The organism is Campylobacter concisus (assembly GCF_002912425.1).
In the GTDB taxonomy this organism is placed as follows: domain Bacteria; phylum Campylobacterota; class Campylobacteria; order Campylobacterales; family Campylobacteraceae; genus Campylobacter_A; species Campylobacter_A concisus_AH.
Map to the genome: position 1 here is coordinate 1 of NZ_POYR01000116.1, position 26634 is coordinate 26634.

Here is a 26634-nt window from a genome sequence, read left to right on the forward strand (position 1 = left end):
TCGTATTATCTTTCAAAAAGTGATTTTGCTGAAAAAATTGATGATTTTAAAATTTAGAAAATAGAAATTTAAAGATGAGCTAGCTCATGCTGATTTTAAATTTATAAAAAGACCGTTTGTCAAAACAAGTGTTTGCGCTCTCTTTATAAAATGGTAAATTTGATAGTTAAATTTGAGTAAAAAGCAGAAATTTAAAGGCGGGGAGCTCCCGCCAGATATTATTTATGTAGTTCTTTTGTGTAAAACTCAACTGAGCCAAGACCCTCTTTTAGCGCCCACTCGTAAGCTTGGCTTACAAATTCCCAGTTTATGTTCTCATAAAATGTCTCTAGGTATTTTGGGCGAGCGTTGAAGTTGTCGATGTAGTAAGCGTGCTCCCAAACATCAACGACTAGAAGTGGCACTTTGCCGTCGCTCACTGGAGTTTTTGCGTTGCTAGTTTGTACGATCTCTAGCTTTTTGCTGCTTGGGTCAAATACAAGCCACGCCCAGCCTGAACCAAAAAGCGTTGTAGCTGCTTTTAAAAACTCCTCTTTAAAATTTGCGAAATTTGCCTCGATCGCAGCTTTTAACTCGCTTGACATCCCGCTTTTTTTAGCGATGCAGTCCCAGTAAAAGTCGTGGTTATAGACTTGAGCGACGTTGTTGTAAAGGCCGCCTTCGCTATTTCTTAGGATCTCGTAAAATGAAGCGTTAGCAAATTTTGTATCTTTTATGAGATTGTTTAGATTTGCAACATAGGTTGCGTGGTGCTTGCCGTAGTGGTATTCACAGGTTTTAGCACTTACTACTGCGTTGTTGTTTGCGTCAAACGGAAGTTTTCTTAGTTCAAACATAATAATTCCTTAATAATAAAATTTGTTATTTCGCATTATAGCCACAAAAGATTAACAAACAAAATCTTTTAAAATTTAAGCCAAAAATAGGGCGTTTTTATAAAAGCTAATTTTTTTATTTTTAAAAGATGAGTGAATTTACTTTAAAAATTTATGGTTAAAGAGTGAAAATTTATATCCTAAAAGAGCAAATTTGGCTTTGCAAAAGAGAGAAAAGTAAATTTAAATTTCTCTAAATGTAAAAAATAATATAAAAATATGTGTAGAAACGTAACGAAAATGGACTATAAAAATGATAAATAAATTTTTACGTTAAATTTACAAAGCAAAAACTATCCATTTTAGATCAAAAATGTTACAAAAATACACATATAAAAATAAAGATATGTGAATTTATGAAACAAAATTTCTAAATTTTTATTTTTGAAATTTATAATGCACCTATCAAAACTATTACAAAGGATGAAAGATGAAATTCTTACAAGCTTTACTTTTTACATGTGCCATCAGTGGCTTAGCATTTGGTGCGGATAAGGTCTATACGATCAAATTTGCTCACGTTGTTGCAGCTTCTACGCCAAAGGGCAAGGCAGCTGACTTTTTTGCAAAGCGTGCTGAGGAGCTAAGTGGCGGCAAGATAAAAGTTCAAGTCTTCCCATCAGCTCAGCTACTTGATGATGATAGAGTTTTTGGCGCGTTAAAACTTGGTAACGTTCAAATGGCAGCTCCAAGCTTTTCTAAATTTACGCCTATCGTGCCGCAGTTTCAGCTATTTGACCTACCTTTCATCTTTAAAGATGCAGACCACCTTCACAAGGTTCAAGATGGCGCAGTTGGTGAGGAGCTAAAAGGTCTTGTGACTAAGAAGGGCTTTGTGGCGCTTGATTACTGGGATGCTGGATTTAAGCACTTTAGCTCAAGCAAAAAACCGATCCTTGTGCCAGAAGATGCAAAAGGACAAAAATTTAGAATCCAAAGCTCAAAAGTGCTTGAAGAGCAGATCAAAGCGATCGGTGGCAACCCACAAGTTCTGCCATTTTCAGAGGTTTATTCTGCGCTTCAACAAGGCGTAGTTGATGCGACTGAAAACCCACTATCAAATTTCTATAACTCTAAATTTCACGAGGTTCAAAGCTCGCTCACACTCTCTCACCACGGATATCTAGGCTATCTAGTCGTTATGAGTGATAAATTTTGGAACAAACTACCAGATGATCTAAAAGCAAATGTAAAACAAGCTCTAAGCGAGGCTACAGCTTACGAGAGAGAAGAGACAGCTAAAGAGGACGCTCACGTCATAGCCGAGCTTGAAAAATATATAGCAGAGACTAAAAAGCTAGAAATTTTCAAGATCGATGATGCACAAAAAGCTGAGTGGGAGAAGACTATGCAGGCTATCTATCCTAAATTTTACGACGTCATCGGCAAAGAGCTTATAGAAAAAACAATCGAGACAAAATAATGAAAAATTTCATTAACGCTCTTGATATATTGATAGTCTCGCTCAATAAGACTATCGCCGTTTTAGGGCTAGCTAGTGGAACGCTACTAGCCTTTGCTAACGTCGTGGCCAGATACTTTTTTGACAAAAGCTGGTCATGGGCGAGCGAGCTATCAAACTACTTATTCATTTGGTCGGCGTTTTTTGCAGCAGCATACGGCTTTAACAAGGGCATCCACGTGAGCGTAACTATCTTGGTGGAGAAATTTCCACCAGCGCTCGCGAAGGCATGCCTGCTCTTTTCGCACATCTTAACGACCGTCTTTTTGATATTTATCGTGGTTTATTCGGTTGATTATCTTAAAATTTTGCACGAGATCGAGCAGATGATAATAGACCTTGGCATACCTCAATGGGTCCCTATGCTAGTGCTTCCAATAGCCTTTGTCACAGCTAGCTACCGCTCGGCTGAAAAGGCTATCAAAGTAGCTCTAACTCCAGCAGCAAAGGTCGTAAGCAACGAAGCGCACGAGCTAGCTCATGGTAGCGTAGTCAAAGACTAAGGAGAAAGAAGATGACAATAGCATTTTTATTTATCCTGCTTTTTGCACTGATGCTAATAGGCGTGCCAGTGGCGGTTTCGCTAGGTACAAGTACTGTTTTAACGATGATATTTTTTACAGATATCGACATCGCTACGATCCCGCAGCTAATTTTTGATGGTATCAATAAATTTTCGCTAATGGCGATACCGATGTTTATTTTGGCTGGAAATTTACTAAGTAAAGGCGGCTCAGCAAGACGTATCATCGACTTTGCAAAGTCTATGGTCGGACACTTACCAGGTGGCTTGCCTATGAGTGCGATATTTGCCTGCATCATCTTTGCAGCAGTTTCTGGAAGCTCACCTGCGACGGTTGTGGCTATTGGCTCAATAATGTTTGCAGCGATAAAAGAGGCTGGCTATCCAAAAGAGTACGCAGTGGGTGGCATAACTACGGCTGGCTCGCTTGGAATTTTGATCCCGCCTTCAGTTGTTATGATAGTTTATGGCGTAACGGCAGAGGTTAGTATCGGTAAGCTCTTTATGGCAGGCGTTGTGCCAGGCCTTATGCTTGGTGGCATGATGCTTGTGCAAACCTACGTTGGCGCAAAAAAGCTTGGATTTAAAGCGACTAAGGCTGAGCCATTTAAAGTAAGAGTGCAGAAATTTGCAAAAGCATTTTGGGCTCTTTTGATCGTCGTTGTGGTTATTGGCGGAATTTATGGAGGCATTTTCACTCCGACTGAAGCTGCTGCGGCAAGTGCGGTCTATGCGCTATTTATCTCACTTTTTATCTATAGAGATATAAAGATAAGAGACCTTTGGGATATCTGCCTAGACTCAGCCCTTACAACAGCTATGATATTTTTCATCATCGCAAACGCCGTTGTTTTTGCATATTTGCTAACTAGCGAGCAGATCCCGCAAGCGATCGCTTCGATGATACTTGACGCAAATATCGGCATGATAGGATTTTTGATATTTGTAAATATCTTGCTCTTTATCATGGGTCAGTTTATGGAGCCTTCAAGCGTTATCATGATCATGGTGCCACTTTTGCTTCCGATAGCTACGCAGCTTGGTGTTGATCCTATTCACTTTGGTATCATCTTGGTTGTAAATATGGAGATAGGTATGGTCACTCCGCCTGTTGGACTAAATTTATTTGTCGCAAGCGGTCTTACAAATATGAACTTAAAAGAGGTCATCATGGCGTGCTTGCCATGGACGCTAACCTTGTTCTTTGGTCTTATCTTGGTTACTTATATACCACAAATTTCACTTTGGCTACCAAACATAATGTATGGACATTAAAATTTAGAGGCCTAGGCCTCTAAATTTATCCTCTTGGATCATAATCCGCACTCATAACGATATTTTTACCATTTCGCTTACCAACGTAAAGTAGCTCGTCAGCTTGCTTGATCATGCGCTCGATATTTACCTCAGTGTTGCCACTATGTGCCACGACACCAAATGTCATCGTCGCTATGATCCTATTGTTTTCAAATTCAACGACATTTTGATTAAGCGTCTCTCTGATACGCTCTAAGATGCTAACTGCTTTTGCCTTTTTAACATCAAAGATAACAGCTAGAAATTCCTCTCCGCCAAATCTTGCAACCCTATCTTCATTTCTAAAAGCATTTTTGAAAATTTTAGAAAGGCTCTTTAGCACTTCATCGCCTGCTCCGTGTCCGTAGGTATCATTTATCTTTTTAAAGTTATCGATGTCGCACATCACGATAGCAAAGTCATTACCGTCAAATAAATTCTTTTGTCTAAAAATTTGTTGCATAGAAGCGCGATTTAAAAGCCCAGTTAGTGGGTCGTGGTTAAAGACAGCCTTAGCAGACTCTTTCTCTTCTAAGATGCCTAAGAATATAAATAAATTTGAGCTCTCTAACAAAAATGAGGTTAAGACAGCAAACACACAAGATGCGGTTAGGTTAAATACAAAAAATATCTCTTTGTATAAAGGATCGTCCTTTGCTGGTAGATCTATCACTAGATAAAAAAGTAAAAATGCCGCGATATCTAGCAAAGAGATAATTCTGCTTAACATTTTAAAGCTAACTGATAAGAAAAAGAGGCTAATTGTCGATGTTAAAAATAAAATTTCAAAGCCCCAGCCCAGTCCAAGGATAAAGACGCAAAGTGAGGCGTGGAGTAAAATTTCTACTTGCAAGATGAGCATCACGATCTTGTTGTTCTCTTCGCTATCAAAGAGTATCTTTAGTGCAAAAAGATATATGCTAACAGATAGGATGTTTGCCACAGCCAAAATTTCTTCGCCTATGAGGCAGAACATAACTAGGTAAAAAGTATGTACAGCTAGAAGTGAAAAGACGATGATCTTTTGTGAGATATAAAGTGAAATTTTAGGCATTGTCTTTGTCCTTATTTGCCTTCATGATCTCATACTCGATGCGGTCTTTGCCATTTTTCTTGCCCTCATATAGCTTTTTATCAGCTTTGTTTATGACTGTGTCGATATCAGTTATAACGCCATTTGCGCAAAGGACTAGACCAAAGGTCATGGTTACTGAGCTCTTATCAGGCAACTTTACCTGCGCTATCCTTGTGCCAAGTCTGGTTTCAACCTTTTTTACGTCTTCGGTTTTAACTTCAGGCAAGATAACTAGAAATTCCTCTCCACCCCATCTACAAATGTGGTCATTTTCTCTAAAAGTATCTTGCAAAGCCCTTGCGATCTCTTTTAAGACCTTGTCGCCCCAGTCGTGTCCGTAGGTGTCATTTATTTTTTTGAAGTTGTCTATATCTCCTAGCATAACGACTAAATTTGCGTCACTGCTTTTTTCTCTAAGCTCTTTTAGCTCATATCTAAGCGTTCTTTCGATAGAGCGTCTATTTAAAAGACCTGTTAAAAAATCATACTTAGAAATTCTCTCTATCTCCTCTTTCTCTTCGCTGATCTGTTTGTAGCCACTAGATGTGATCGCATCAGAGAAAAAAGAAAGTCTAAAGACCAAGTAAAAAGTAAAGAAAACGCTTATACAGGTTGAGCCTATTTGTACCATGGAGTCTATCCCAACTACTTTATCCTTATATGTAAGATATAGCCACAAAAGGACAAATAGCTCAAGAAGGCAGACAGAGTAGGTAAGAAGTCTTTGATTAAAAGCCAAAAAGTAGTTTATAAAGATAACGCCAAGGAGTGTTATCCATATATTAGAGCTCCAGCCCATGCCAACAACGCCAGCGATAACTGCGGTGATGACATTTAGTTGAAAGATGGCAGAGATTAAAAATCTGTATTTGATATTAAATCTAATCCTTAAAGCAGTGCTAATAGAAAGAAATAAAAAACAGATAAAAATGATCGTTAAGTCAAAGTAAAAACTGCAAAGCGCGATCAAGACAAAGGCGTTACTTACTATTGCTACGTTTAATATCGTTTTGTAAATGTCATCGATAGCCTTATAGCTATCTTGCTCTATAAATTCCTGTATCAAGCATTCTCTCCGTTAATTTCATCCATTAAATTTAATTAGACCATTTTAATACGAGTCGTAACTATCCTCATCCTCATCGCTATCTTCATAGTTGTAGTCATTTTCGTCGTAGTTATAGTCATAGCTATCGCTACTATCCTCATCCTCATCGTTAAATTCAGAGTAGTCTTCTTCTACCTCTTCGTAGTCAAAATCATCACTCATTTTTCTCTCCTTAAATTTTATCTTTGATATTTTCTATATACAAGCTTTGGCTTGGGAATGCAAAATTTAGACCATTTTGCTTTAAAATATCCATAATTTTTAGCATTACATCTTGTTTTACATCTAAAAACTCTCCCCAAACGATAGTTTTGGCGAAACAATAAACTAGGATATTTATCGAGCTATCAGCAAAGTCATCAACCACGACAAATAAATTTGACTTATATCCAGCGTAGTCATCAACTGAGACTATGTTTTGTCTATATTTTAGTCCTCTTTTATTAGCTGCGATATCTTCGCTTTTAGCGATATCAGGGTGATTTATCAGCATATTTTTGATGTCATTTACACATTTTTTGATCTCTTCTGTAGTTGGTCCATACTCGATGCCAATAACCATTCTTATGCGTCTGCCGACCTTTCTTCTGGTCCAGTTTCTAACAGGATCGCTCGCTAGCTTTGAGTTTGGCACGAAGATAAGGGCATTATCAAAGCTTCTAACTGTTGTTTTTCTAAATCCTATCTCAACGACCGTGCCCTCGATGTCGCCACAAACTATCCAGTCGCCTTGTGAAAATGAGTTGTCAAAGAGCATCATAACAGATGCAAAGAAGTTTGCGATGATGTCTTTAGCAGCGAAGGCAACAGCAAGACCACCGATACCAAGTGAGGCGATGAGTGCTGAGATATCAAAGCCAAGCTTTTGAAGGATCAGTAAAAGTGTGATGATCAGCACGATCACGTAGATCACTTTTAGTGCTAGGTTTATCACCTCTTTACGCTTGCTTTTTTGCGCGATCTTGTCGAGTATAGCGATGCCGTAGCCATTTAGTATGGTTAGGACAAGCCATGAAAATGCGACTATATATATGATAGAAAAGATATTTGCTACCGTTAGAGGCACTGGCACTGGATAAAATCCAATGCCGATACAGATGTTTAGCGCATAGATGATAAGAAGTGCTGAGATTGGCTTTTTGATGATATCAACGATCTGATTTTTAACCTCTTTTACCCCTTCGCCTGAAGCGACGAGTGACATCACCCAATAGGTGAGCTTGGCTAAAATTCTAGTTAGCGAGACGAAAAATAAAAATATTGCAACGATAACAACGATCTTGCCGATGTTAAATTTGCTTGAATTTATGGCTGTTGTTTTGTTTATATACTCGACTGCATCGACTAAATTTAACTCAGACAAGAGCATGCTTGAGCTTAGAAGATCGGCGTTATTTTTAAGATAGATTAAAATTTCTTCTTCACTCTCTTTTTTCAGCTCAAGGTCAAAAAAGGCGCTGTCGTAAGAGCCTGAAGTGTCATTTAGTGAGTCTTTTAGATCTTTTATACTTACATAAGAATTTGTCTGTAAATTTAAAAGTCCATTATCTATCACTTCTTTTATAGAATTTGCCTTAGCACCCTTTTTAAAGATCTCTTCAAGACTAATAAGCGCTGAGTAGTAAGCGTAATCAACCTTCATCTTCTCAAGCTCGATAGCACTTTGAATGTAGGCATCCTTGTTTGACTGCTTCTCTAGCCTAGCTACCTTTTTCTCTAGCGCCTCTTTTTGCAGATTATATTTATTGATATCGCTTTGTGTGACTTCGATCTGCATAACATAGGTCGGAATTTTCTCTAAAAGAGCGTTCTTTTTCTTTTGAAGAGTGATCAAATTTGAGTTATCAACCCTTGAAGCGTTTAGGTCTTTTTGCTGAGATTTTATGATATTTATCTGGCTGTTTAGGGTTTGAATTTGATTTGTTATGCTGATGATATCGTCTTCTTGCGTTACGTTGTTATCAGCGCCAAAAAGAGTTATGAAAGAAAGCAGGATGATGATTAGAAATTTACGCATTTTCGCCTCTTTTGTCCGCTAGAAGTTTAAACGTGCCCTCTTTTAAATCGTAGCTAAAAATTTCGCCAGTTTCTATGATGTAGTGCCAGCCATAAATTTGAAGCTTACCACTTTCATACTCCTCTTTTACATTTGGATATGTCATTATGTTTTCGATCGAATTTATAACGTTTAGCCTCTCGGTTAGCCACGCCATTTTGGCTGGATCATCGCTTGTAAATTTAAGCACTTCTCGCTTGATAGGCTCTATTAGCCTGATCCAGTTTCTAACGTTTGGAGTATTTTTTAGCTTCTTTTCATCAACATAAAGTGCCGCGCATCCACCACAGTCAGAGTGTCCGCAGATGATGATGTTTTTGATGTTTAAAACTTCAAGCGCATACTCGATCGCCGAAGTGGTCGCCAAAAACTCTTCGCTCACTCTATATGGTGGCACGATGTTTGCGATATTGCGCACCATGAAAAGCTCGCCTGGTAGGCAGTTTGTTATCAAATTTGGCACGACCCTTGAATCCACGCATGATATGAAAAGCGTGTGCGGATCTTGTTTGTGTTGCAGACTTTTAAAGAGCTCTTCATGCTCTAAAAAACCATCTTCCATAAATTTTACTGCACCTTCAAGTATTGAATCATCCATAAAATTTATCTCCATTTTTATATTTTTATCGCGATTATAGCAACTTTTATTTAATCAAAAAAACGAAGCGAAAATAAAAAACCCTAAATTAATATTATTTATTAAACTACTTTTTATACATTGTTTAACAAAGTTTGGCTAAATTTAGCCCAAAAATTTTCAAGGAGAAAAAATGAGTTTGTATGATAGAAACTACGTTAAGCAAAATCAAGAAGAGCTTGCGTATTCTCAAAGCTCACTAAGCACTTTTATAAAACAGACTTATCAACTTTTTGCAGCATCACTACTTTCAGCTACTGCTGGCGCTTATGTAGGCATTAGTATCGCTGGCGTTTTTGCGGCAAATAGATTTTTGTTTTGGGGACTTGTGATACTTGAGTTTGTTCTACTTTTTGGACTAATGGCGGCTAAACGCAAAGAGGGATTAAATTTAATACTTCTTTTTGCATTTACATTTGTAAGCGGTCTTACGCTAACTCCGCTACTTTCAGCGATCCTCGCTATGCCAAGTGGTGCTAGTATCGTGGCTCAAGCATTTGGCTTGACGACAGTTGCATTTGGTGCTCTAAGCGTCTTTGCGATGAATACAAAACGCGACTTCACAACGATGGGCAAGATGCTATTTATAACTTTGATAGTTATCGTTGTGGCAGCGATCATCAATATTTTCGTTAAAAGCACGATGTTTCAACTAGTTATCTCAAGCATCGCTTCGATCTTATTTAGTGCTTACATACTTTTTGATACACAAAATATCATCCGTGGCAACTACGAGACACCAGTTGAGGGTGCAGTTGCTTTGTATCTTGATTTTGTAAATTTATTTACATCATTACTACAAATTTTAGGCATTTTTAACAGAAATGACTAATGACGAGCGCATCTACCGAGTGATAGATGCGAATTTAAATAGGCTAAAAGAAGGGCTTCGCGTCGTTGAAGATATAAAAAGATATGTCTTTGATGACGCTAAGCTCGCCTATAAGATAAAATCTCTCCGCCACAAGGCAAAGATCCCACAAAAAGAATTTTTAAAATTTAGAAATTCTCAAAACGACGTCCTTAAAACCAGCACAAAAAGCGAGCAAGAAAGATCAAATTTAGACGAGATCATCACTGCAAATTTCAAGCGTGCTCAGGAGAGTGCTCGCGTGCTTGAAGAGTGCTTTAAGCTTATAAATTTAGAGCGAGCCGAGCTTTTTAAAAGCATAAGATACGAGCTTTATGAGCTTGAAAAAGAACTTTAACTAAAAATTTAAATCTTTTCTTGTATAATCGCAAACTATTTAAAAAATTTAAAGGAAATTTCGTGAGTTTAATATTTTTAATCTTACAATTTGTTCTAGCTGTCGTTATCACGATCGCAGTTTTACTCCAAAAGAGCTCATCTATCGGTCTTGGAGCATACAGTGGAAGCAACGAGAGTCTTTTTGGAGCAAAAGGACCAGCTGGATTTTTAGCTAAATTTACCTTTGTGGTAGGCGTTTTATTTATCCTAAACACACTTGCACTTGGATATTTTTACAACAAAGATCTAAAACGCTCTATCGTTGATAGCGTCGATAGCAAATCTCTAGTCATACCAAAATCAAACGACGTGCCAGCGGCTCCTAGCGCACCACAAAATCCAGCAAAATAACAATGATAAAAACGTTTTTAGCGTCACTTTTGACGCTAACGTTTGCTTTGGCAGACGCTCACATCCTAGTTTATCACCGCTTTGACGATCCAAGGCACGTTAGCACAGATATTTCTATTCAAAATTTAAGAGCTCAGTTTGAATATTTCAAAAATAATGGCTACGAAGTTGTCAAGCTATCAAGGCTTGTCGATGCGGTAAATGCTGGCGAGCCGATTCCTGATAACTGGATCGTTATCACCGTTGATGATGGATACAAAAGCTTTTACAATAATGCTCTTGAGCTTTTTAAAGAGTATAACTACCCATTTGCTTTGATGGTTTATGTAGAGGCAAGCGCGAACAAATATGGTGATTATCTAGACTTTGATCAGATCAAAGAGCTAGAAGCTTACGGCGAGATCGGCTACCACTCATACGCTCATCCAAGGATGACTAAACTTAGTGATGAGGCCTTAAGAGAGGACTTTCAAAAGGGCGTTGAGACCTTTGAAAAGCACATGGGCTATAAGCCAAAATACTTCGCAGTCCCTTACGGCGAGATCGATAGTAGGGTTGTCTCTTTGGCAAAAGAATTTGGCTTTTTAGCACTTTTAAATCAAAACTCAGGCGCAGTTTCAGATAAAAGCGATGTTTTCGATCTTTACAGAACGCCAGTGATGAATGGCACAAAGATAGCACTAACTTTTAATAGCAAATTTTTAAATGCCCAGTGGATATTTCCAGAGGGCTATCCGCAAAACAATGCGATCGACAAACTCATCATCAAGACCGACACAAACGCAAGTGAGGGCAGTTTTTTCATGACTGGCTTTGACGGCTTTAGAAAAGTACCTATGACAAATGGCGTTTTTGAGTGTAAATTTAACCCACCGCTTGATAAACGCAAAGTGTTAATGTCGCTAAAAGTAGATCATCACAGAAGCACAAAACTTCTAATAAAGGACACCAATGCTAAATAAAATTTACGATACCCAAAAAGAGGGTTGCGAAAAGGCGATCGCTTCTTTAAAGCGCGATTTTACAACGCTAAGAACTGGCAAAGTAAATATCAACATCTTAGATAACGTTATGGTTGATTATTACGGCTCGCCAACTCCGCTTAATCAAGTAGCCACCGTGCTTACAAGCGACGCTTCTACTATCGCTATCACTCCTTGGGAAAAGAGCATGATAAAAGCGATCTCATCAGCCATCCAAGCTGCAAACATCGGCGTCAATCCAAACAGCGACGGCGAGAGCGTTAAGCTATTTTTCCCACCGATGACAGTCGAGCAACGCCAAGAAAATGCAAAACACGCAAAAGCTATGGGCGAAAAGGCAAAAGTTAGCATCAGAAACGTAAGAAAAGATGCAAACGACGAGGTCAAAAAGCTTGAAAAAGACAAAGCTATAACAGAAGACGAGAGCAAAAAGGGTCAAGATGAGGTTCAAAAGATAACTGACGCCTACACCGCAAAGATCGACACTCTCGTAAAAGAGAAAGAAGCCGAGCTTTTAAAAATCTAAATTTACTTAGAAATTTGCCCTTGCAAATTTCTAAACCCTCACTTTTTAGCCATGTAATGTGGCTAAAATTATGTTTTAAAACAATTTGAATTTAGTCATAGTTTTTAAGTATCTTTATACAAGACATATCCACGTGAACGAATATTTTTGATGTTTAGTGTTAATCTATTTTTTAGAGTACCTACTAGATTTGATATTACAGCATTTGATTCCGCTCCCCCGTCAAAGACAATGTCGTCAATCTCCTCAAAAGGTATTAATTGTTCTAAATTAGAACTAAGAAGCAAAGCCAACTTATGTAATTTTTTTGGTAAAAAAATGGCTTCATTATTTAAATAGATTGTCTCATTTTGTATATCTACACTTAATGATTTAGTAATTTTTACTAAATTTATTTCAGGCATAGGGACTAATATTTTTAAGTTGTCTAAGATGGCAGCAAGTTTTATGGGTTTAAATAAAATAATCGAATCCCCGCCATTAAAATTTGAGAGCATTTTTAAATAAATTCTACGATTTTTGGCTAAAAAAATAAAATGCTGGTGCTCTGATAGTGCGAGTATTTTTTCAAACTCTATAAGCTCACTACTTTCATAAAATGTATCTAAATCAAGTATTATTGCATCTATTCTCATACAGCAATTACAAAATGAGCTTACGAAATTTTCTGTATTCCAAATATATATGTTGTTAAAATACTTGCGTTTATCAATAACTAATTTTTCAGTTTTTTTATCTTTTAATATCACAGCTATATTTAGTTTTTCTAATATATTTCTCATGATCTGATTTTATATAGTTTAAGTAAAATATAATATTAATAATGATCTTTTTATGAAATTGCAATGTAAAATTACAGTAAATTCTTTTGAAAGGGAGTAAAATTGAAAATTTCAAGACGAGATTTTTTAAAATCAAGTGCAATAGCTGCTGCAGCCTTTGGCTCAACTCCAGTATTTGCAGAAGAAAAAGTAGCTAAAAGCGTTCCAAATGCAAGCGGATTTGGTGCGTTTTATGCAGATTTAGATGAGTCTGGCAAGATCATCAAAATTCACCCACAAGAGTCTGATAAAGATCCAAAATACCCACTAAATGATGCTTGGATAGAGCGTGTTTATAGCGATACTCGCATAAAATTTCCTTGTGTTAGAAAGAGCTATTTGGAAGGTAAAGACAAAAGAGAGCTTCGAGGTAAAGAAGAATTTGTTCGCGTGAGTTGGGACAAGGCATATGAACTGATAGTCAATAAACTAAAAAGTGTAAAGCCTAATGAAATTTTTAACGCCGCTTATGATGGCTGGAGCCACCCAGGACTACTTCATAACTGCGTTTCATTGCCAGGTAGATTTTTTAATACAGTTTTTGGCGGATCTGTTATCACTGATGGTGATTATTCTACTGGTGCAGCAAGTCGTGTAAATGGCGATATTATAGGTGATTTAGAAGTTTATTCACTTCAAAGTTCACATAAGACTATTTTGGAAAATACAAAAGTTTATGTACTCTGGGGTGCAGATATTTTTAAATGCAATCAAGTAGATTATAAAGTTGCAAACCGTGCAAACAATGAAATTTATGATGAGTACGTAAAGGCTGGTATTAAATTTATAACTATCGAACCACAATACACCCCTATTGCTAAAAAATTTAATGCACAATGGATAAAAATTCGCCCAAATACTGATGTTGCATTGATGCTTGGTATGATGCATTATCTATACACATCAAAGAAATACGATAAAGAATTTATTGCAAAATATACAGATGGCTTTGACAAATTTGTTCCTTATTTGCTAGGCAAAACTATGGACAAGATAGAAAAAACTCCAAACTGGGCTTCTAAAATAACTGGCGTTGATGAGGAGGCTATAAAATCTCTTGCTGATACGCTTGTATCTAATCGTAGTTTCATCGCTGGCAGTTGGTCTATTCAGCGCGCTCACCATGGAGAACAAGCTCAATGGGCACTTATTGTGCTTGCTTCTATGATCGGACAAATTGGTCTTGTAGGCGGTGGTCTTGGTCTTTCTATGCACTATTCTGGTAATGGTCAAGCCGCTTGCGACGTTAAGCTTCCTGCCGGCTTACCTCAAGGTAAAAATGAGGTTGAAGAAGTGATCCCTGCCTCAAGAATAAGTGAAGCAATTCTAAATCCAGGTAAAGAGATTAAATTTAAAGGCGAAAAGATTAAATACCCTAAAATAAAGGTTCTTTATGCAACTGGTGCAAATGTATTAGGGCATCATCCTAATGCAAATGAGATGATTAAAGCTTTAAGGACTCTTGATACTGTTATATCACAAGATCCTTGGTGGACTCCTACATCAAAATATGCTGACATTGTACTACCTGCTGCAACCCAGCTAGAGCGTGATGACATCACTTATGGAGGATCATTTTCGCAAGATTATCTGTATGCGATGAAGAAGGTTATAGAGCCACTTTATGAGTCAAAATGTGACTATGATATCTTTGCGGATATGGCTAAAATGGTTTCAGATAAGGCATTTAGGAAATTTAGCAGTGGTAAGGATAAATTTGAGCATATTAAAAAACTTTATGAAAGAAGTGATTGCCCGGATCATATGAGTTTTGACGAATTCTGGGAGAAAGGATTTATGAAGTTTGAGCCTAGTGAAGAGGCGAAGAATTTTACTCGTCATGCTGATTTTAGAGCAGATCCAGTTAAGAATAGATTAGCTACAAAAAGTGGAAAGATCCAAATTTTCTGCCAAAAATTTGCTGATTATAAACTTGATGATTTTAAAGGTCACCCAGTATGGATTGAGCCAGCAGAATGGTTAGGTAACAAAAAATTAACTGCTAAATTTCCATTCCACTTTTTAAGTCCACACCCACTTTATAGGATCCACTCGCAAGCAGACAATAGTAATTTTATCCGCAAGATTTATAAAGTTGGTAATCGTGAACCTATAACTATAAATGATGAAGATGCAGCAATTCTTGGTATAAAAGATGGTGATACAGTCGAAGTCTTTAACTCAAGGGGTAAAATCCTAGCAGGAGCTGTTGTAACTAAAAATATAATGCGTGGAGTAGTTGCTTTACAAGAAGGTGCCTGGGTAGATCTTGATGAGAATGGAGTTTGCCAAGCTGGTAATGCAAATATATTAACAAGTAGCATTCCAACATCTAGTATGGCACAAGCTACTAGTGTAGATACATGCTTGGTAGGTATTAGAAAAAGTGATGCCGGAGAGTACAAAGGCATAAAACCACCTAAAATTATTGAGGCTTAAAATATGCGAATAGTTATAATTATGGCAATTTTGGCGAATTTTATATTCGCAAAAGATGCTTTCGTATCTGATATAAAAACTGATCTTTTTGATACAACAAACAATCAGATAGTTGGTGAAATTTATGAAGGTTCGAAAGTTAAAGTTTTGGAGAAGAAAGGCGATTTAAGCCTTGTCGAGGTTAGTGGAGAAGTTGCTGCAAATAACCCTAAGGTTCTAGCTTATAAAAAAGAGCCACTTTTGACATTACTTAGTTTAAAAGATGATACAGCAAAGCCTAAGATGAAATTTTGGGTAAAAACTAGTGAGCTTAGTGATAATAAAGTCGAAGCTTGGGACGAAGTAGACCTTTTTTACTATGATACATGCAGTTCATGCCATGCTGCACATAAGCCAAAAGAACACTCAATGCACGAGTGGGAAGCATATCTTTCGGCTATGCAATCTTTTGCAAAAATAAACGATGAGGAAAAAGCAAGAATTCTTAGATACTTGCAAGCTTTTGCCAAAGATGGTCCTGCATCTAAAAAATAATCTAAACTTGCCTTGAAAAAAACTTGCAAGAGTTAAAAGACTCTTGCAAGCAAAGATAATGAAATATGCAGCTAAAATAGCGAGCCCTGCGTGAGTTTTGGCTTTATGACAAAGCTTTTTCTATGAAGGTCAGAGTAGCCAAATTTAGCTATGGCATCTAGGTGCGACTTTGTGCCATATCCTTTGTGCCCTGCAAAGCCGTATGCTGGGTAAAATTTATCCCAGCCGCTCATCAAGCGGTCACGGCTTACTTTTGCTAGGATGCTAGCAGCGCTTACCACAGCGACCTTGCCGTCGGCCTTTATCATCGTTGTGATGCCAACGCCGTAGTCTAAATTTCCATCGTAAATGATCTCAAAGCTCTCAAAATGCGCCTTAAAAAGTTTGAGCGCACGCCTTAGGCACTCACTTAGCCCAAGCTCGTCTATCTGGGAGTTTGAGAAGTAAGCGATGAGAAAATTTGAGCTCTTTGTGATCTCTTTAAAGAGCTCTTCGCGCCTTTTTGCGGTTAGTTTTTTGGAGTCGTTTAGGCCAGAAATTTCGCTATTTAGCACGCAAGCAGCCACGCTTAGTGGCCCAGCCAGCGCCCCACGCCCAGCCTCGTCGATACCGCAAATTTTAGCCATTACAGCCCGACTTCATCGCTAAAGTAAGGTCTAAGCTCCTCAAGTGGCACGTTGATTTGCTCCTCGTTTAAAAATGTAATCCCAAGTGGCGAAAGAACGAAGTTATCGCTCACGCCAGCGTTTGCAAGGATCGCTTTTAGGTGGCTGTCGTTTATATCTTTAAAAATTTGTTTTAGCTTTAGCTTTTTATTTGTTTCAAGCGAGATCACTTCGCAGTTTGTTTTTTCGTTTTTATAGGTGCAAACACTCTTTATCTTGTCGTTGATGTAGTAGATCTCTTTTAGACTCTCATACTGGTTGTTTGGCCATTTTTTGCGCTCGCTTTTTAGGTCGTAAAACTCTGCAAGAAGCTTGTTTTTGTATTTTTTAGCGGAGTCTTTAGCGAAGATGTCGTTGGTGATCGCCTCATATCTTGTGCCGTTTGCCTCGGTCATTTGGATGCCGATATTTAGGATCTCATACTCTTTTTCTTCTTTTACGGTGGCGTTGTAGGCTTTGTTTTTGACGATTATCTTGCCTTTTAGCTCGCCGTTTTCGTTTTTAACGTCTAAATTTATCTTATCTGAGACTGCATTTAATGAAGAAATTTCACTGCCATTTTGTTCAAAAGAGCCTTTTTCATAGTCGTATTTAGCGCCGTCAAAAAAGATGTGACCGCTTATCTTGGCTGGGACCTTAAAGCTCTTACTTTGTTTGAAATTTTCAAATTCATCTTTAAAATAGTTCATATAAACTTCAAATTTCACACCATTTGCATCGCCACTAAATTTATAAAATTTAGCCCAGTTTTCGTGGTTTATCTCATAGCCAAAAAGGCTTGCAGCGATGAATAAGATCCCAAAAAATGCTCTCATGTCTGTCCTTTATAGTTTTTTTGATTATAACTATTTTATCCCTAGACTTTTAAAATGATAATCAAACAAAGAGTTTAAATTTATAAACCTAGGCTCCACCTAGAAAATGGCAAGATCTCGCACTTTATCCCCTCGATGCTTTGCTCGGCTTGGTTTGCGACGCTGATGATTTGAAGTTTGCTAACGCCTAGCTCTTTTAGGCTCGCGTGGAGTTTTTTAAATTTTAAAAAGACGATCTCAGGCGCAGAAAATGGCACGCAGATAATCGCAAGCTTCTTTTTGGCAAGGAAAAAATCGATCTCTTTTGTGTAGTAAATTTCATCTTTAAATTTAAGCAGTTCGCAAAAAACGACATTTGCAAAGACTGCCAAAAAGTCCTTTTTTAGGCACAAGGCATTGCGAAGTGCGAAATTTGTAAAGTAAATTTTCTTACTCGTGCTGCTCTCATCTAAATTTGGCACAAACTCCACGTATCCGCTCTCATTTAGCCAGCTTATCGCGCTATAAACGCTATCTTTTGAAATTTTCATCTGCTCTTTTAGGTTTTTATAAATCCCAAAGGCGCTTATGGTGTCGTGGCACTTTGTCGCGCACTCTTTTAAGATAGCGATGTTTTGCTCGTTTAAATTTGCTCTTAAGAGCTGCTGCAAGTGAGCTGTGACCTCACTGGAGTCCAAAAAGGCGCTTGCTATCTCGTTGCCATGGGCCAAAAAGTAGCTAAAAAGCAGGTCTTGGTCTAAATTTTTCTTAAAAAATAGTATAAATTCCTCGTAGTCGAGATAGTTTAAATTTATGCGTGCAAAGCCATCAAGCGAGAGTGAAAATTCCTTGCTTGTAAGGATGATGTTTTCAAGTGCAGCGTCCTTTAAAAAGTCTAAATTTGCAAGATCAGCGCCTTGCAAATTTTCAACTGCGAGCACCTTTATCTGGGCATTTTTTTCTAAAAACTCTTTTAAATTCGCTAAAAGCAAGGCTCTATCTATCCTTATATCGTCTAAATTTATATAAAGCCTCTCCTCGCTTTTATAATGGCTCAAAAACTCATAAACAAGGGCTGTTTTGCCACTTGAAATAGCACCAATGATAAGCGTTTTTGGCGAGATGATCTCATATTTTCTAGGGATAAATTTTGCATTTTTAATGGGTGCTTGATAGAGCGTTTCTAAACTTTTCAAATTTGACCTTTTTGGCTTTTTGAAATTATAGCCACTTCCTTTTAAAAAGGAAAATATTGTGTTAAATTTTAAAAAATGAACAAAATTTAGAAATAAAAAATAAAATTTTAGACTAGAAATTTATAAAATTTTTTAAAAATCAATTCACCATTTACAAGATACCTTCCTTATCAAAAGGAAATAATTAATTAAAATTCAACAAAAAATAGCGTTTTTCTTGACAACTATAATAGCTTTTTTGTAAAATCCCTATCTCTTTACGAAAGACCTATGTCTTGCTCGTACGATCGCTTGATCCTATGCGAGTTATTTTGATGTAAAGAGGTCGCGAGTTTGCGACAAGTTCTTTTTAAAGGAAAACACATGGAAAGAATCAGGTTAAAGCTAAAAGCTTACGACCATAGAGTTCTAGACCGCACTGTTGCAGCAATCGTAGAAGCTGTCAAACGAACAGGTGCCGACGTTCGTGGCCCGGTACCAATGCCTACAAAGATCAAACGCTATACAGTCTTAAAATCTCCACACATTAACAAAGACTCACGTGAGCAGTTTGAGATGAGAATACACGCTCGTATGCTTGACATCGTAGCTGCTACTCCAGAAACTGTAGATAGCCTAACAAAACTCGACCTAGCTCCAGAAGTTAATGTCGAAGTTCGTGCGATGAAATAAGCGGACAAAAGGATAAGAGTATGGAATATATTGTAGAAAAAATAGGCATGAGTAGAACGATTGCCACGAAGAGTACGCCAGTTACACTACTTAAGCTAGTTGAAGCTAAAGTATGTGAGATCGACGAAAACAAACGTGCTATCGTAGCGTATGCCCACACTAAAGCAAACAACAAAGCTATCGCTGGTCAGCAAAAGAAATACAATCTGACAGCAGAATTTAACAAATTTGCTACGCTTGAAGTAGCTAATAGCGAAGTTGGAAACCTAGACTTTACACCATTAAATGAGGCTAAAATTTTAAAAGTTAGCTTTAACTCAAAAGGTAGAGGCTACCAAGGTGTGGTAAAAAGACATGGTTTCGGTGGTGGTCCAAAAAGCCACGGCTCACGTTTCCACAGACGCCACGGATCAATTGGTAACTGCGAATGGCCAGGTCGTGTTCAACCAGGTATGAAAATGGCAGGACACATGGGCAATGAGAAAGTTACTGTTAAAAACGAGCTAATAAGCTTTGACGCTCAAAATGGCATCGTAGTTGTAAAAGGTTGCGTTCCTGGTCACAATGGTGCAATGGGTAAAATAAGGATTGTAAAATGAGTAAAATTCACGTATTAAACGATAAATTTGAAAATTCAGGCGAGTTAGAGCTTCCTGCAAGCTACGCTGAAGTAAATCCGCACAACCTATATCTTTATGTAAAATCTTACCTTGCTGGTATAAGAGCAAATTCGGCTCATACTAAAAGCCGTGCTTTTGTAAGCGGTGGTGGTAAAAAACCATGGAGACAAAAAGGACGTGGTGGTGCAAGAGCGGGTTCAACTAGAACTAACGTTTGGGTAGGCGGTGCAGTTGCATTTGGTCCAACAAACGAGAAAAACTATTTTCAAAAAGTCAATAAAAAACAAAAAAGACTAGCTCTTGAGTACGCTTTGGCAGTAAAAGCACAAGATGGTAAAATTTTCGCAGTAGATAGCATCTCAATCGAGTCTGGAAAGACAAAAGATGCAGCTAATATCATCAAAAATTTAAAAGTAAAAGACGCACTTATCGTTAAAGATTTACTAGACGATAAAACACTACTTGCTTTTAGAAATTTAGCAAACTGCTATGTAGTAGATGCAAATGAGGTAAATGCTTATCTTGTCTCTACATTTAGTTCGGTTATCATTGAAAAAGCTGCACTAAAAACTATAACAAAAGAGGGCTAAAATGGCGGATATAACTGATATCAAAACAATTATTTATACAGAAAAAACTCTAGGCCTTCAAGAACAAGGCGTTGTTGTTATCCAAACTTCACCAAGAGTTACAAAAAACAGCTTAAAAGCGGTTTTACAAGAGTATTTTGGAGTAACGCCTGTTCGCGTAAATTCACTTAGAATTAGCGGCAAGGTTAAGCGTTTTAGAGGAAGAGCAGGCCAACGTGACGAGATAAAGAAATTCTACGTTAAGTTACCTGAAGGCGTAAGCCTAGAAAATACGGAGGCGTAAGATGGCTATAAAATCATATAAACCATATACACCTAGTCGTAGATATATGACTGGACTAAGCTCTGAAGATATAACAGCTAAACCAAGCGTTAGAAGCTTGCTTGTTAAACTACCTGCAACTGGCGGTAGAAACAACAATGGTCGTATAACTTCAAGACATAAAGAAGCAGGTGCAAAAAAACTTTATCGTATCATCGACTTTAAACGTCGCAAATTTGGTATAGAAGGTAAAGTTGAAGCGATCGAGTACGATCCAAACAGAAACTGCCGTATCGCTCTTATAGCTTACAAAGATGGCGAAAAACGCTATATCATTAGACCAAATGGCCTAAATGTTGGCGACGTTATCGCATCTATCGATGAGGGCTCACTAGATATTAAACCAGGCAACGCTATGAAATTAAGATTTATCCCAGTTGGTACTATCGTTCATAACGTAGAGCTAAAACCTGGCAAAGGCGCTCAGATAGCTCGTTCAGCTGGTGGTTATGCTCAGCTAATGGGTAAAGAAGAGAAGTATGTTATCTTAAGAATGCCAAGTGGCGAGATGAGACAAGTACTAGCTGAGTGTATGGCAAGTATCGGTGTAGTTGGCAACGAAGACTGGGCTAACATCACTATAGGTAAAGCTGGACGTAATCGCTACCGCGGTATCCGCCCACAAACACGTGGTTCTGCTATGAACCCAGTTGATCACCCACACGGCGGTGGTGAAGGTAAGAAAAATTCAGGCCGTCACCCAGTTACTCCATGGGGTAAACCAACTAAAGGTGCTAAGACTCGCCGTAAAAAAGCTAGCGATAAGCTTATAATTTCAAGAAGGAAAGGAAAATAGAGATGGCAAGATCACTCAAAAAAGGTCCTTTCGTAGATGATCATGTAATGAAAAAAGTTATTGCCGCAAAAAATGCAAACGATAACAAACCAATCAAGACTTGGTCAAGACGTAGCACGATTGTACCTGAAATGATTGGACTAACATTTAACGTTCATAATGGCAAGAGCTTTATTCCTGTATATGTTACAGAAAATCATATAGGCTATAAACTTGGCGAATTTGCTCCAACACGCACATTTAAGGGTCACAAAGGCTCAGTGCAAAAGAAAATCGGCAAGTAAGGGGAGATAATAATATGAGTAAAGCAATTATAAAATTCGTAAGACTTTCTCCTACAAAAGCAAGACTTATAGCAAGAGAAGTTCAAGGTATGAATGCCGAGCTAGCACTTGCAAGCTTGCAATTTATGCCAAATCGTGGTGCTAAATTTATAGCAAACGCTATTAGCTCAGCAGTAGCAAATGGCGGATTTGAGCCAGAAGAGGTTGTAGTAACTAGTTGCCGCGTTGACGCTGGTCCTGTATTAAAGAGATTTAGACCAAGAGCAAGAGGAACAGCGAGCAAAATTCGCAAACCTACTTCTCATGTAATGGTAGAAGTATCTAAACCTGAAAAGAAGGAAGCATAATATGGGACAAAAAGTAAATCCAATAGGTCTTAGACTAGGAATTAACCGCAACTGGGAATCTAGATGGTTTCCAACCAAACAAAGTCTTCCTGAAAATATCGGTGAAGATTACAAAATTCGTGCATTTTTAAAGAAAAAACTTTACTATGCAGGAATTAGCCAAATTTTAATCGAAAGAACGGCTAAAAAACTTCGTGTAACCGTAGTTGCAGCTCGTCCTGGTATCATCATTGGCAAAAAAGGCCAAGATGTTGAAAACCTAAAGAACGAAGTTAGCAAACTTATCGGCAAAGAAGTAAATGTAAATATCAAAGAAGAAAGAAAAGCTCAAGCTTCAGCTCAACTTGCTGCTGAAAACGTAGCTATGCAACTTGAAAAGCGTGTCGCATTTAGACGTGCTATGAAAAAAGTTATCCAAGGTGCTCAAAAATCAGGCGCTAAAGGTATCAAAATTTCAGTTGCTGGTCGTTTAGGTGGCGCTGAGATGGCAAGAACCGAGTGGTATCTAGAAGGTCGTGTTCCGCTTCATACTCTTAGAGCAAAGATAGATTACGGTGTAGCTGAGGCTCATACAACTTATGGAAACATAGGTATTAAAGTATGGATTTTTAAAGGTGAGGTTCTTCAAAAAGGTGTTCAACCTGAGAAAACTGAAGAAGAGGCGCCTAAGAAAACACGTAGAGCAAGAAGAGGTAAATAATTATGTTGATGCCTAAAAGAACGAAATTTCGTAAGCAAATGAAAGGTCGCAACCGTGGTTATGCGACTCGCGGAGCATCTTTAGCAACTGGCGAATTTGCACTTAAAGCTGTTGAGGCTGGTAGAGTAAATTCACGCCAAATAGAAGCTGCTCGTCAAGCTCTAACTCGTCACGTAAAGAGACAGGCTAAAATTTGGATTAGGGTTTTCCCTGACAAGCCACTTACTAAAAAACCTCTACAAACTCGTATGGGTAAAGGTAAGGCAGGAGTTGAAGAGTGGGTTATGAACATTAAACCTGGTCGTATAATATTTGAAATGGCTGGTGTTGATGAAGAGTTGGCTCGTGAAGCTTTAACTTTGGCTCTACACAAACTTCCTTTCAAATCAAAATTTGTAACGCGAGAGAGTGAAAATGAAATATACTGAGTTAAAAGATAAGAGCGTTGCAGAATTAAACGCGTTGCTAAAAGAGAAAAAGGTGCTTTTATTTACATTGAGACAAAAGCTAAAAACTATGCAGTTAAGCAACCCTAATGAGATTAGTGCTGTTCGCAAAGAGATAGCTCAGATCAACACTGCAATTAGTGCAACAAGACAAGGGGCGTAAAATGGCATTAAAAAGAGAAATTCAAGGTGTTGTTTTACAAAAAGCTGGAGATAAAACAGCTACTATTTTGGTAGAAAGACGCGTTATGCACCCAAGATACCATAAATTTGTAAAACGCTTTAAAAAGTATTTAGTTCATGATGAGAAAAATGAGACAAGAGCAGGCGATACAGTTGTTGCAGTTGAGTGCAGACCACTTTCAGCTCGCAAGAATTTTCGCTTAAAAGCTGTATTGGCAAAGGGAGTTGAGTAATGATTCAAAGTTTTACAAGACTTGCAGTTGCTGATAACAGCGGCGCAAAAGAGTTAATGTGTATAAAAGTTCTTGGCGGCAGCAAAAGAAGATACGCTACACTTGGCGATATCATAGTTTGCTCTGTTAAAAAAGCTCTTCCAAATGGCAAGATCAAAAAAGGACAGGTTGTAAAAGCTGTTGTTGTAAGAACTAAAAGAGAGGTTCAAAGAGATAATGGTTCGCTAATCCGCTTTGACGAGAACGCAGCTGTTATACTTGATAGCAAAAAAGAGCCAGTCGGCACTCGTATTTTTGGACCAGTTGGACGTGAAGTTAGATATGCTAACTTTATGAAGATTGTTTCGCTAGCTCCGGAGGTTTTATAATGGCTAATGTAAAATTTAAAGTCAAAAAAGGCGATACTGTAAAGATCATCGCTGGTGACGATAAAGGCAAAACTGGTAAAATTTTAGCAGTTCTTGCAAAAAAAGGTCAGGTTATAGTTGAGGGATGCAAAGTAGCTAAAAAAGCTATCAAACCAAGCGAAAAAACTCCAAATGGTGGTCACGTAAATAAAGAGATGCCAATTGACATATCAAACGTCGCGAAAGTTGAAGGATAAGAGATATGAGTAGATTAAAAGATAAATTTAACGAAACTATCAAGCCAGCTCTCGTAAAAGAATTTGACATCAAAAATCCAATGCTTATCCCTGCGCTCGAGAAGATCGTGATCAGTGTAGGTGCTGGAGACTCTGCGAAAGATCAAAAAGTGCTTCAAAATATGGCTGATACCATTTCACTTATCGCTGGACAAAAAGCAGTTATCACTGATGCTAAAAAATCAGTTGCTGGTTTTAAAGTTCGCGAAGGTTTCCCTGTTGGTATCAAAGTAACTTTGAGAAAAGAGCAAATGTATGCTTTCTTAGATAAGCTAATCAGTGTTGCTCTTCCAAGAGTTAAAGACTTCCGTGGTCTTCCAAAAAATGGCTTTGATGGACGTGGAAACTATAACTTCGGTCTTAGCGAGCAGCTAATGTTTCCAGAGGTTGAGTATGATAAAATTTTACGAACTCATGGTATGAATATTACGATTGCTACTACGGCTAAAAACGATAAAGAGGCATTCAAATTGCTAGAGCTATTTGGTGTGCCGTTTGCAAAAGGAAAGTAAAATGGCAAAGAAATCAATGATAGCAAAAGCTGCACGCAAGCCAAAATTTGCGGTTCGCGGCTATACTAGATGCCAAATTTGCGGTCGTCCGCACTCTGTTTATAAAGATTTTGGAATTTGCCGTGTTTGCCTAAGAAAAATGGCTAACGAAGGCCTAATACCTGGTCTTAAAAAAGCAAGTTGGTAAGGAAGAGAAATGTTGAACGATTTAATATCAGATGGATTAACACGCATTAGAAATGCAAGTATGAGAAGACTTGAGACTGCGAAATTGCTTCATTCTAAGGTTGTTGAGGCTACTCTTTCTATCCTTGCAGCAAAAGGCTATGTAGAGAGCTACAACGTTATTGAAGAAGGTAACAAGAAATTTATAAACGTAGTTTTAAAGTATGATGAATACGGCAGAAGCGTTATAAACGAGCTTAAAAGGGTTTCAAAACCTGGTCGCCGTGTTTATCAAGGTAAAGACGACATTAAGCGTTTTAAAAATGGTTACGGAACAGTTATCGTTAGCACAAGCAAAGGCGTTATGAGCGGTATTGAGGCAAGTAAAGCTGGCGTTGGCGGCGAGGTTCTTTGTACCGTTTGGTAATAGTAAAGCAGCATTTTGGCGTTGTTTTAAATTTAGAAATTTAACTTTAGCTAGGTGAAATTTTATATTTCGCCAAAGCTAAATTTTGAAATTCAAATGAAGGTTTCGTCAAATTTGACGATCAAATTTACGGCATTGTGGTGTTTATTCGTAAATGTAGGAACACCCTAGACAAGTAAAGGAAAAAAATGTCACGTATTGGAAAACAGCCTATCGCTATCCCAAGTGGTGTAGACGTTAGCGTTGAAAATAATGTCCTAAAATTTAAAAAGGGCAATCACTTAAAAGAGCTTGACACAAAAGGTCACGTTGATGTCAAGATAGAAAATGGTCATATAGTTTTTGCTCCAAAGGGCGAAGATCGCCAAAGCAGAGCTTACTGGGGAACATATAGAGCACTTGCTAACAACATCGTAACTGGTATCACTCATGGCTTTACTCGCCAGCTTGAGATCAACGGCGTTGGTTACAAAGCAGCTGCAAAAGGTAAAATTTTAGAGCTATCTCTTGGTTTTTCACACCTTATCAACTATGAGCTACCAGCAGGCGTTGAAGCTAGCGTTGATAAAAACGTTATTACTATCAAAGGTGACGACAAACAAGTAGTAGGTCAAGTGGCTGCACAAGTTAGAGGATTTAGACCACCTGAGCCATACAAAGGCAAGGGCGTTAAATATCTAGAAGAACGTATCATCCGCAAAGCGGGCAAGACATCTAAGAAGTAAGGAGCGGTAAATGACAGCAAAAGTACTAAAAAGAAAAATCGCTCTTAGAATTAAGAGAAAAAGAAGAATCAGAGGTAAAATTTCTGGTGTTGCAACTTGCCCAAGAGTTTCTATTTTCAAATCAAATAGAACTATCTACGTTCAAGCGATTGACGACGTTACAGCTACTACACTAGCTGCGGTTGATGGTAGAAAACTAGGCATAAAAGCAAACAAAGAAGGTGCGGTCACTTTAGCTAAAGAATTTGCTAAGGCTTTAAAAGCTAAGAAGATAGATGTTGCAGTTTTTGATAGAAATGGTTATCTATACCATGGCGTTATCGCAGCATTTGCTGAAGCTTTAAGAGAAAATGGCATCAAGCTATAACCCAAAGGAAAA

Annotated in this window: 38 protein-coding genes; 28 read left to right on the top strand and 10 right to left on the bottom strand. The window is 37.9% G+C overall.

What is annotated here, in order from left to right:
- Positions 1–218: 218 nt before the first annotated feature.
- Entirely contained in the window at positions 219–836 is a 618-nt protein-coding gene (gene sodB / locus CYP84_RS06320) for a superoxide dismutase [Fe] (RefSeq protein ID WP_103599099.1), read from the bottom strand.
- A 469-nt stretch (positions 837–1305) separates the two neighbouring features.
- Here sodB and CYP84_RS06325 point away from each other — a divergent pair, with 469 nt between their 5' ends.
- Genes CYP84_RS06325 through CYP84_RS06335 form a run of 3 tightly spaced genes read left to right on the top strand, consistent with a single transcriptional unit; the run spans position 1306 to position 4135 of the window.
- Positions 1306–2298, top strand: a complete 993-nt coding sequence (locus CYP84_RS06325) for a DctP family TRAP transporter solute-binding subunit (protein ID WP_002941552.1) — start codon at positions 1306–1308, stop codon at positions 2296–2298.
- Positions 2298–2840, top strand: coding sequence for a TRAP transporter small permease (locus CYP84_RS06330; protein ID WP_103637012.1), 543 nt, complete (start codon positions 2298–2300; stop codon positions 2838–2840). The genes CYP84_RS06325 and CYP84_RS06330 overlap by 1 nt, the downstream gene beginning before the upstream one ends.
- 11 nt (positions 2841–2851) lie before the next feature.
- Positions 2852–4135: a TRAP transporter large permease gene (locus CYP84_RS06335; protein WP_103607279.1), complete on the top strand. Its 1284-nt coding sequence runs from the start codon at positions 2852–2854 to the stop codon at positions 4133–4135.
- A 25-nt stretch (positions 4136–4160) separates the two neighbouring features.
- On the opposite strand, the gene CYP84_RS06340 is transcribed toward CYP84_RS06335, so the two are convergent.
- Genes CYP84_RS06340 through CYP84_RS06355 form a run of 5 tightly spaced genes read right to left on the bottom strand, consistent with a single transcriptional unit; the run spans position 4161 to position 8993 of the window.
- Positions 4161–5210: a GGDEF domain-containing protein gene (locus CYP84_RS06340; RefSeq protein WP_103637013.1), complete on the bottom strand. Its 1050-nt coding sequence runs from the start codon at positions 5208–5210 to the stop codon at positions 4161–4163.
- The gene (locus CYP84_RS06345; RefSeq protein ID WP_103637014.1) at positions 5203–6297 is read right to left on the bottom strand and encodes a GGDEF domain-containing protein; all 1095 of its coding nucleotides are present in this window, start codon (positions 6295–6297) and stop codon (positions 5203–5205) included. The genes CYP84_RS06340 and CYP84_RS06345 overlap by 8 nt, the downstream gene beginning before the upstream one ends.
- 45 nt (positions 6298–6342) lie before the next feature.
- Positions 6343–6501, bottom strand: a complete 159-nt coding sequence (locus CYP84_RS10770; protein ID WP_002941615.1) for a hypothetical protein — start codon at positions 6499–6501, stop codon at positions 6343–6345.
- A 10-nt stretch (positions 6502–6511) separates the two neighbouring features.
- Positions 6512–8356: a mechanosensitive ion channel domain-containing protein gene (locus CYP84_RS06350; protein ID WP_103637015.1), complete on the bottom strand. Its 1845-nt coding sequence runs from the start codon at positions 8354–8356 to the stop codon at positions 6512–6514.
- On the bottom strand, positions 8349–8993 hold the full coding sequence (locus tag CYP84_RS06355) for a carbonic anhydrase (protein WP_021086289.1): 645 nt from the start codon (positions 8991–8993) through the stop codon (positions 8349–8351). Before CYP84_RS06355 ends, CYP84_RS06350 begins: the two co-directional genes overlap by 8 nt.
- 172 nt (positions 8994–9165) lie before the next feature.
- On the opposite strand from CYP84_RS06355, the gene CYP84_RS06360 reads away from it, so the two are divergent.
- From CYP84_RS06360 to frr, 5 genes are all read left to right on the top strand, one after another.
- Positions 9166–9864 (top strand): Bax inhibitor-1/YccA family protein, encoded by a 699-nt coding sequence (locus CYP84_RS06360; RefSeq protein WP_103637016.1) that lies wholly within the window; start codon positions 9166–9168, stop codon positions 9862–9864.
- Positions 9857–10240, top strand: a complete 384-nt coding sequence (locus CYP84_RS06365; RefSeq protein ID WP_002941503.1) for a hypothetical protein — start codon at positions 9857–9859, stop codon at positions 10238–10240. Before CYP84_RS06360 ends, CYP84_RS06365 begins: the two co-directional genes overlap by 8 nt.
- A gap of 62 nt (positions 10241–10302) precedes the next feature.
- Positions 10303–10632, top strand: coding sequence for a preprotein translocase subunit SecG (secG, locus tag CYP84_RS06370; RefSeq protein ID WP_002941549.1), 330 nt, complete (start codon positions 10303–10305; stop codon positions 10630–10632).
- A gap of 2 nt (positions 10633–10634) precedes the next feature.
- Positions 10635–11594, top strand: a complete 960-nt coding sequence (locus CYP84_RS06375; protein ID WP_103615311.1) for a polysaccharide deacetylase family protein — start codon at positions 10635–10637, stop codon at positions 11592–11594.
- A complete protein-coding gene (frr, locus tag CYP84_RS06380) occupies positions 11584–12141 on the top strand; it encodes a ribosome recycling factor (RefSeq protein WP_087581160.1) in 558 nt (185 codons plus the stop codon). Before CYP84_RS06375 ends, frr begins: the two co-directional genes overlap by 11 nt.
- 104 nt (positions 12142–12245) lie before the next feature.
- Here frr and CYP84_RS06385 read toward each other — a convergent pair whose 3' ends face one another.
- Positions 12246–12923 (bottom strand): hypothetical protein, encoded by a 678-nt coding sequence (locus CYP84_RS06385; protein ID WP_103611387.1) that lies wholly within the window; start codon positions 12921–12923, stop codon positions 12246–12248.
- Between the two features lie 102 nt (positions 12924–13025).
- Here CYP84_RS06385 and CYP84_RS06390 point away from each other — a divergent pair, with 102 nt between their 5' ends.
- Positions 13026–15401, top strand: a complete 2376-nt coding sequence (locus CYP84_RS06390; protein ID WP_103637017.1) for a molybdopterin-dependent oxidoreductase — start codon at positions 13026–13028, stop codon at positions 15399–15401.
- Positions 15402–15422: 21 nt separating this feature from the next.
- Entirely contained in the window at positions 15423–15935 is a 513-nt protein-coding gene (locus tag CYP84_RS06395; RefSeq protein ID WP_223231520.1) for a hypothetical protein, read from the top strand.
- A gap of 71 nt (positions 15936–16006) precedes the next feature.
- Here the strand turns inward: CYP84_RS06395 and CYP84_RS06400 are convergent, their stop codons facing one another.
- The 3 genes from CYP84_RS06400 to CYP84_RS06410 form a co-directional block, all read right to left on the bottom strand.
- Positions 16007–16561, bottom strand: a complete 555-nt coding sequence (locus CYP84_RS06400; protein ID WP_103637018.1) for a ribonuclease HII — start codon at positions 16559–16561, stop codon at positions 16007–16009.
- Positions 16561–17415 (bottom strand): S-adenosylmethionine tRNA ribosyltransferase, encoded by an 855-nt coding sequence (locus CYP84_RS06405; RefSeq protein ID WP_103637019.1) that lies wholly within the window; start codon positions 17413–17415, stop codon positions 16561–16563. The genes CYP84_RS06400 and CYP84_RS06405 overlap by 1 nt, the downstream gene beginning before the upstream one ends.
- An 80-nt stretch (positions 17416–17495) precedes the next feature.
- The gene (locus CYP84_RS06410) at positions 17496–18590 is read right to left on the bottom strand and encodes an ATP-binding protein (RefSeq protein ID WP_103637020.1); all 1095 of its coding nucleotides are present in this window, start codon (positions 18588–18590) and stop codon (positions 17496–17498) included.
- Between the two features lie 363 nt (positions 18591–18953).
- Here CYP84_RS06410 and rpsJ point away from each other — a divergent pair, with 363 nt between their 5' ends.
- The 18 genes from rpsJ (at position 18954) to rplR (ending at position 26622) form a co-directional block, all read left to right on the top strand.
- Complete coding sequence (rpsJ, locus tag CYP84_RS06415; RefSeq protein WP_009295257.1) at positions 18954–19262, top strand: 30S ribosomal protein S10; 309 nt, start codon at positions 18954–18956, stop codon at positions 19260–19262.
- Positions 19263–19282: 20 nt separating this feature from the next.
- Positions 19283–19861 carry a 50S ribosomal protein L3 gene (gene rplC, locus CYP84_RS06420; RefSeq protein WP_002941563.1) on the top strand — a complete coding sequence of 193 codons (579 nt, stop codon included), beginning with the start codon at positions 19283–19285 and terminating at the stop codon, positions 19859–19861.
- On the top strand, positions 19858–20472 hold the full coding sequence (rplD, locus tag CYP84_RS06425) for a 50S ribosomal protein L4 (protein ID WP_012140561.1): 615 nt from the start codon (positions 19858–19860) through the stop codon (positions 20470–20472). The genes rplC and rplD overlap by 4 nt, the downstream gene beginning before the upstream one ends.
- A 1-nt stretch (position 20473) precedes the next feature.
- Entirely contained in the window at positions 20474–20755 is a 282-nt protein-coding gene (locus CYP84_RS06430; protein ID WP_002941535.1) for a 50S ribosomal protein L23, read from the top strand.
- A gap of 1 nt (position 20756) precedes the next feature.
- Positions 20757–21590 carry a 50S ribosomal protein L2 gene (rplB, locus tag CYP84_RS06435; protein ID WP_002941522.1) on the top strand — a complete coding sequence of 278 codons (834 nt, stop codon included), beginning with the start codon at positions 20757–20759 and terminating at the stop codon, positions 21588–21590.
- A 2-nt stretch (positions 21591–21592) separates the two neighbouring features.
- Complete coding sequence (gene rpsS / locus CYP84_RS06440) at positions 21593–21874, top strand: 30S ribosomal protein S19 (RefSeq protein ID WP_002941639.1); 282 nt, start codon at positions 21593–21595, stop codon at positions 21872–21874.
- A 14-nt stretch (positions 21875–21888) separates the two neighbouring features.
- Entirely contained in the window at positions 21889–22221 is a 333-nt protein-coding gene (gene rplV, locus CYP84_RS06445; RefSeq protein ID WP_009295259.1) for a 50S ribosomal protein L22, read from the top strand.
- 1 nt (position 22222) lies between these two features.
- Positions 22223–22921, top strand: a complete 699-nt coding sequence (gene rpsC / locus CYP84_RS06450; RefSeq protein ID WP_002941650.1) for a 30S ribosomal protein S3 — start codon at positions 22223–22225, stop codon at positions 22919–22921.
- 2 nt (positions 22922–22923) lie between these two features.
- Positions 22924–23349 (top strand): 50S ribosomal protein L16, encoded by a 426-nt coding sequence (gene rplP, locus CYP84_RS06455; RefSeq protein WP_002941572.1) that lies wholly within the window; start codon positions 22924–22926, stop codon positions 23347–23349.
- Entirely contained in the window at positions 23336–23530 is a 195-nt protein-coding gene (gene rpmC / locus CYP84_RS06460; RefSeq protein ID WP_002941625.1) for a 50S ribosomal protein L29, read from the top strand. Before rplP ends, rpmC begins: the two co-directional genes overlap by 14 nt.
- A 1-nt stretch (position 23531) precedes the next feature.
- Complete coding sequence (gene rpsQ, locus CYP84_RS06465; protein WP_002941511.1) at positions 23532–23783, top strand: 30S ribosomal protein S17; 252 nt, start codon at positions 23532–23534, stop codon at positions 23781–23783.
- Entirely contained in the window at positions 23783–24151 is a 369-nt protein-coding gene (gene rplN, locus CYP84_RS06470; RefSeq protein WP_002941516.1) for a 50S ribosomal protein L14, read from the top strand. Before rpsQ ends, rplN begins: the two co-directional genes overlap by 1 nt.
- Positions 24151–24387: a 50S ribosomal protein L24 gene (gene rplX / locus CYP84_RS06475; RefSeq protein WP_009295260.1), complete on the top strand. Its 237-nt coding sequence runs from the start codon at positions 24151–24153 to the stop codon at positions 24385–24387. The genes rplN and rplX overlap by 1 nt, the downstream gene beginning before the upstream one ends.
- A 5-nt stretch (positions 24388–24392) precedes the next feature.
- Positions 24393–24938 carry a 50S ribosomal protein L5 gene (gene rplE / locus CYP84_RS06480; RefSeq protein ID WP_002941643.1) on the top strand — a complete coding sequence of 182 codons (546 nt, stop codon included), beginning with the start codon at positions 24393–24395 and terminating at the stop codon, positions 24936–24938.
- Between the two features lies 1 nt (position 24939).
- Complete coding sequence (locus tag CYP84_RS06485; RefSeq protein ID WP_002941532.1) at positions 24940–25125, top strand: type Z 30S ribosomal protein S14; 186 nt, start codon at positions 24940–24942, stop codon at positions 25123–25125.
- 9 nt (positions 25126–25134) lie between these two features.
- Positions 25135–25530, top strand: a complete 396-nt coding sequence (rpsH, locus tag CYP84_RS06490; protein ID WP_009295261.1) for a 30S ribosomal protein S8 — start codon at positions 25135–25137, stop codon at positions 25528–25530.
- Between the two features lie 188 nt (positions 25531–25718).
- Positions 25719–26255 (top strand): 50S ribosomal protein L6, encoded by a 537-nt coding sequence (gene rplF, locus CYP84_RS06495; protein ID WP_002941606.1) that lies wholly within the window; start codon positions 25719–25721, stop codon positions 26253–26255.
- Positions 26256–26265: 10 nt separating this feature from the next.
- Entirely contained in the window at positions 26266–26622 is a 357-nt protein-coding gene (gene rplR / locus CYP84_RS06500) for a 50S ribosomal protein L18 (protein ID WP_103593890.1), read from the top strand.
- Positions 26623–26634 lie beyond the last annotated feature (12 nt).